Annotated in this window: 4 protein-coding genes and 1 pseudogene; 3 read left to right on the top strand and 2 right to left on the bottom strand. The window is 64.6% G+C overall.

Annotation, left to right across the window (positions count from 1 at the left end; genetic code table 11):
- Positions 1-125 precede the first annotated feature (125 nt).
- Positions 126-968: an AraC family transcriptional regulator gene (locus tag QZ609_RS25160; protein WP_024542567.1), complete on the bottom strand. Its 843-nt coding sequence runs from the start codon at positions 966-968 to the stop codon at positions 126-128.
- Positions 969-1,085: 117 nt separating this feature from the next.
- Between QZ609_RS25160 and QZ609_RS25155 the strand changes: the two genes are divergently transcribed.
- The 3 genes and pseudogenes from QZ609_RS25155 (at position 1,086) to QZ609_RS25145 (ending at position 2,869) form a co-directional block, all read left to right on the top strand.
- Positions 1,086-1,619, top strand: coding sequence for a carboxymuconolactone decarboxylase family protein (locus QZ609_RS25155; RefSeq protein WP_024542568.1), 534 nt, complete (start codon positions 1,086-1,088; stop codon positions 1,617-1,619).
- A 186-nt stretch (positions 1,620-1,805) separates the two neighbouring features.
- Positions 1,806-2,195 (top strand): cytochrome P460 family protein, encoded by a 390-nt coding sequence (locus QZ609_RS25150; RefSeq protein ID WP_073665606.1) that lies wholly within the window; start codon positions 1,806-1,808, stop codon positions 2,193-2,195.
- Positions 2,196-2,268: 73 nt separating this feature from the next.
- Positions 2,269-2,869: pseudogene (locus tag QZ609_RS25145) on the top strand (uracil-DNA glycosylase family protein).
- Positions 2,870-3,052: 183 nt separating this feature from the next.
- On the opposite strand, the gene QZ609_RS25140 reads toward QZ609_RS25145, so the two are convergent.
- The gene (locus QZ609_RS25140) at positions 3,053-3,892 is read right to left on the bottom strand and encodes a LysR family transcriptional regulator (RefSeq protein WP_240480110.1); all 840 of its coding nucleotides are present in this window, start codon (positions 3,890-3,892) and stop codon (positions 3,053-3,055) included.
- Between the last annotated feature and the right edge of the window lie 47 nt (positions 3,893-3,939).

Here is a 3,939-nt window from a genome sequence, read left to right as displayed (position 1 = left end):
ATTTCAAGAACTATTTTCGAGAATCGCAATGCCTTGATTCCCGTGCCGCGCCTGTGAATTTCACCCGCTCGACGAGCGCAACACCGACGCCGCCTACGCCAAGAACCGGCGAATCGACCTCAAACTCACGAACCGCTGAGCGACGCGTCACCGCGCTGCTGCGCCAGCCAGTCGCGCGGGGCGCAGCCCATGCGCACGCGGAAGGCGCGCGCCAACGCGTTCGGGCTGCCGTAGCCGACGCGGTCGGCCACCACCGCCACCGGACGCCCCTGCTTGAGCAGGGTGCAACTGACGTTCATCCGCCAGTCGGCCAGATAGTCGCCCGGCGTGACGCCCACCGCGTCTTTGAACGCGGCGGCGAAGCGCGCGCGTGACATGCCCGCCTGCGCCGCCAGCGCCTCGAGCGACCACGCGGTCTGCGGCGCATCGTGCATGGCGGTTATGGCGCGCGCGAGTTTCGGGTCGGCCAGTCCCGCCAGCAGTCCGGTGGCGCCAAGCCGCCCATCCATCAGATAACGCAGCAACTGGATCAGTAGCAACTCGCACAAGCGGTCGATGGCGGCCTGCCGACCGCACTGGTCGCGCTCGGCTTCGGCAAACAGCAGCTCTAGCGTCGGCCCGAGGCCGGGCAAGTCCGCCAGCGGAATCAGCAGCATCGACGGCAAGGCCATGGCCAACGGATTGCCCGTCGAAGCGCCCAGATCGACCTCCGCACACAACAGCTCAGCGGTATCGCCGGGGGCGGCGACAAAACGATGCGACGCCACGCGCGGATAAAACAGCAGGCTCGGCTCGGTAACCAGCAGATCTTCATGCACGGGCGAACGCGCCGTAATCGGGCCGCGCCGCACCAGATGGATATAGCCATGCGGCGCCGCGTAATGATGCTGCTCACAGAAGGCGCCGCTGTGAAAAACGCGCGCCGAAAGCGAGTAGTGCCGGAGCAAGCCGGCCAGTCGATCCGCCATTCCACTCTCCATATAAGACGATAGGTTACGTATTTGATACTTTACGTGCCATATCGTACCAAACAAAGGGCGATCATGCCCACTTGCTCTTGCACCTCACCCACTACGGAGATAGACATGACCCAAATCGCCCCCCTGACCATCGACACCGCTGACGCCGCTACCGCTGCCACACTCAAGGCCGTCAAAGCCAAGCTCGGCATGGTGCCGAACCTGCTCGCCACGCTGGCCCACGCGCCGGCAGCGCTCAACGGCTACCTCGGCCTGTCCGAAACGCTGGGCACCGGCCGCCTGAGTGCCACCCAGCGCGAGATCGTTGCGCTGGCTGCCGGTCAAGCCAATCGCTGCCAGTACTGCCTGAGCGCACACACCCTGATCGGCAAAGGTGCCGGACTGTCGGCAGAGGCCATCGCCGCGGCCCGCACCGGCCAGGCGGCCAACGCACTTGACGATGCAATTGCCGGCTTTGCCCGCGCGCTGGTCGAGCAACGCGGCGTGGTGTCGGCCGACGCCATGGCCAACTACCGCCGCGCGGGGCTCGACGACGGCCTGATACTGGAAGTGATCGCCAACATCGCGCTGAACACGCTCACCAACTACACCAACCACATCGCCGACACCACGGTGGATTTCCCCGTGGTCGCCGTCTGATCTCCATAGGCATATAAGGAGAACACAACGAAAATCGCACTCACCGGCGCTCTGCTCGCCAGCGCCCTCGTCCTGCCACTGGCCGTCACGGCCGGCGACTTTTCGCCCTATGTGGACAGCCAGGGCGGCATCAGCCGCCCCACAGACTTCCGCACAAACTTCGTCCACCTGGGCTCATATGCGGTGTTGGACGAAAAATCCGCCTCTCGCGGCCTGCACGATGTGTACACCGAAAAGGCCTCGGCCGAGCACTACCGCAAGACCGGCAAGTTCTTGGACGGCGCCACGCTGGTGAAAGAGATCCGCAAGCTCGAAACCAGCGCCATGACCACTGGCAACCCTGTGGTCTGGGGTTCCGATGCGGCCGTGTGGTTCGTGATGGTCAAGGACGCCAAAGGCCGTTTCGCCAGCAACCCCTTGTGGGGCGACGGCTGGGGCTGGGCGCTGTTCAAGGCCGACGCCCCCGCCAAGAATGTCGCCGTCAGCTACGAAGCCGACTGCATGGGCTGCCATGTGCCGGCGGCCAAGACCGACCGCGTATTCATCCAGGGCTATCCGACACTGACCCAGCACTGACTTGCTGCCGGGTTACGCTTCGCGCAGGATGGCACCTCCGTCCTGCGCGAGCCACCCTTTCCGGAAGCGCGCCATGCCGACACTCGACGCCTTTCTGACCGACGTCCGCGCCTGCACGCGCTGCGCACCGCATCTGCCACACGGCGTGCAGCCGGTCTTCCAGTTTCACCCGAGTGCGCCCATCCTCATCGCCGGCCAAGCACCGGGGGCCCGGGTCCATGCCTCAGGCGTGCCCTTCGACGACGCCAGCGGCGCGCGTCTGCGCGCCTGGCTGGGCGTGGACCGCGACACCTTCTACGACCCTACCCGCATCGCCATTCTGCCCATGGGCTTCTGTTATCCGGGCACCGGCAAAAGCGGTGACCTGCCGCTACGCCCGGAGTGCGCCCCCCGCCTGGCGCGAAGCCTTCATGCAGCGTTTCGAGCGCCTGTCGCTGGTCATCGTGCTGGGCAGCTACGCCATGGACTACCACCTCGGTACTGGCAAGACGCCGCTCACCCGGGTGGTCGAAGCCTGGCGCGAGCACTGGCCGCAAGCGTTCCCCCTGCCTCACCCTAGCCCGCGCAACAATCGCTGGCTGGTGCGCAACCCCTGGTTCCAACAAGACGTGCTGCCCGCGCTGCAAGCACGCGTCCAGGCAGTCCTCACCGCCAACCCCAAGGAAACCCCATGACCGACGACACCGCCGCCATTACCGAGCTGCTGCACAAGTACTACGACACCCTGGCCTGGGCGAACGGAGACAGGCACCGGCTTTGGAGCGATGAACGACGGCTTCAGGTGCGGTAGCTGACGCCTGGGACCTCAATCACCGTATGACCGGGTCGAAAGCGGTCCTTTCTCTGACAACATCGCCCTAGCCCGCACTCAACCCCCACAACACATCCAGCACATGTTGCGTAGGCCGCTCGACGTCCCCACCACGGTGGGCAATACCAAGTTGACGCCACAATAAGGGCTGTAATGGCCGCATGACGATCCTGGTATCGGGCAATGGCGTGGAGGCTTCATGCGGCAACAACGTCGCACCATAACCGGCCGCCACTAGGCTTTTGATCGCATCGTTGTAGTTCAGTTGAATACGCGGCGTGGGCTGCCGTCCATCACTGGCGAACCACTCCGAGGTCAAGCGCGAAAGCCGAGTAGTTTTGTCATTCAGAATTAATGGCTGGGCGGCCAGCCAACCGGGGGTCACAACATCCGGGCATTCCCAGCGAGCCGGCAAGAAGGCCATGACCGGGTCCCGCCGCCATGGCTCGATCCGCAATTCCTTCACCGGGGTCTGTGGCAGCGCGACCAGACCGATCTCCAAAGAGCCCTCGGCAAGCTTCTTCAAAGTTTCCTGCGACGTGAGCACCGCGACCTGCACATCGATAGCGGGATGGCGTTGGCCCAACGTCTCCAAAGCTTGCGGCATCAACTGTGCGATGGCCCCTGTGGAGGCACCCAGCCGCACACGCCCGGCCAAGCCCTGCACCTGACGCTCCACGTCCTCAAGCGCCTGCTCCGCATCCGCCAACAGGCGCCGCGCGCGCTCCACCAGCGTTTCTCCAATCGCCGAAGGCTGAATGCGCCCACGTGTGCGCGACAACAGCTTTCCGCCAACCCGCGACTCCAGGTCGGCAATATGCAAACTGACCGTGGGTGGCGCGAGGTGCAGCACACGGGCCGCCTCGGCAAACGAACCCGGGGTCATGCCAAGATGAGGCCAGTTCGCTATCATAAGCCTTCAAGTAATGAAGG

Origin of the sequence: uncultured Ralstonia sp. (assembly GCA_913056305.1) — a bacterium.
In the GTDB taxonomy this organism is placed as follows: domain Bacteria; phylum Pseudomonadota; class Gammaproteobacteria; order Burkholderiales; family Burkholderiaceae; genus Ralstonia.
The sequence above is the reverse complement of the archived record's forward strand: the minus strand, read 5'-3'. Positions and strand labels throughout refer to the sequence as shown.